The sequence below is a fragment of the Burkholderiaceae bacterium DAT-1 genome (assembly GCA_019084025.1).
In the GTDB taxonomy this organism is placed as follows: Bacteria; Pseudomonadota; Gammaproteobacteria; order Burkholderiales; family Chitinimonadaceae; genus DAT-1.
The window spans coordinates 1-1,316 of the sequence record JAHRBI010000016.1 but is presented as its reverse complement, the minus strand read 5'-3'; the positions used below and the strand labels follow the sequence as shown (position 1 = coordinate 1,316).

2 protein-coding genes are annotated in these 1,316 nt (G+C 58.9%); both read left to right on the top strand.

Annotated features, from left to right (window positions below):
* Positions 1-149 precede the first annotated feature (149 nt).
* Positions 150-662, top strand: a complete 513-nt coding sequence (mobB, locus tag KSF73_17280; protein ID MBV1777473.1) for a molybdopterin-guanine dinucleotide biosynthesis protein B — start codon at positions 150-152, stop codon at positions 660-662.
* A partial coding sequence (locus KSF73_17275; protein MBV1777472.1) for a type IV pili methyl-accepting chemotaxis transducer N-terminal domain-containing protein occupies positions 649-1,316 on the top strand: 668 nt, incomplete at its 3' end. The genes mobB and KSF73_17275, both read left to right, overlap by 14 nt.

The window sequence follows — 1,316 nt, the reverse complement described above, 5'->3', positions numbered from 1 at the left end:
AGGGCAAACTCACCTTGCATGGCTGGTATTTTGATCTTGATGCCGGTGCACTGCTGGGCTGGTCACCACGTGCTGACAGCTTCCTGCCGCTGGTGTGCCCGATTACCAGAGATCGCACATGAGTCTGATATCGCAATGAAAGTCCCCAGATGAAAGTGATGGGTATCACCGGCCGATCCGGTAGCGGTAAAACCACACTCATCGAACACCTGCTACCGCTGTGTAAAGCGCGGGGCCTGACGGTGAACGTGATCAAGCACAGCCATCACGATATCGAGCTGGAACCTGAAGGCAAGGATAGCCGCCGCTTCCGCTCGGCAGGGGCGAACGAAGTGATCATCTCCTCGCCGTACCGCTACGCTATCGTGCACGAATTGCGCCAGCAGCCCGAACCGGATGTACGCACCCTGATTGGCCGGCTGGCGCCTGCTGACCTCGTGCTGATCGAAGGCTTCAAGCAAAGCACCTTTCCGCGCATCGAGGTATACCGCCCCGAAACGGGCCTGCTGGCACTTTACCCCAACGACTCGGGTATGATTGCCGTGGCGAGTACGGCCATCATTCACGATCGCACATGCCTGCCACTTGATTCGCCAGAGGTAATTCTGGCCTTCATCCTCCAACACGCACAGGAATGGTCCCTCTCGCATGAGCATGGATGACGAGATATTTATCCCGCAGCGACGCATCTCGACCAAAATTGTCAGTGCCTCGCTGATTGCCCTGGTGATTGTCCTGATCACCATTGGCGGTACGCTGTGGCTGTCATGGCAGCTCGAAGGCGCGGGGGCGGCCATTAACGACACCGGTAGCCTGCGCATGCGAGCCACCCGCATCGGCTTGCTGCTGAAATCAGATCGGCCCGACCGAGAGAGCCTGGTGCGAATCAATGTTGCCTTGATGGATGAAACCTTGCAGCGCCTTGAAAAGGGCAACCCAGCCCGCCCGCTGTTTTTGCCGCACGAGCCTGCCATTCAGCGCGGATTTGCCAGTGTGAAATCCGACTGGTATCAGCATCTTCGCCCCGCCGCCACCAGCCTCGCCCCCTATGCCCAACGCGTCTCCGCCTATGATTTCGCGCTCGACCCCTTTGTGGCCGGTGCAGATGAACTGGTGCGCCTGATCGAACGCGACAACGCCACCAAAACCACGTGGCTGCGACTGTCACAGGCGGGTCTGGCGTTTCTCGCTGGCGTGGGGACACTGGCGATGATCTACCTGCTGTATATCTGGATTATTCTGCCCATCATGCATATGCAGCGCGGATTGGCACGCATGGCGGCCCACGAATTCAGCGCACGGCTGCCGGTCGAATC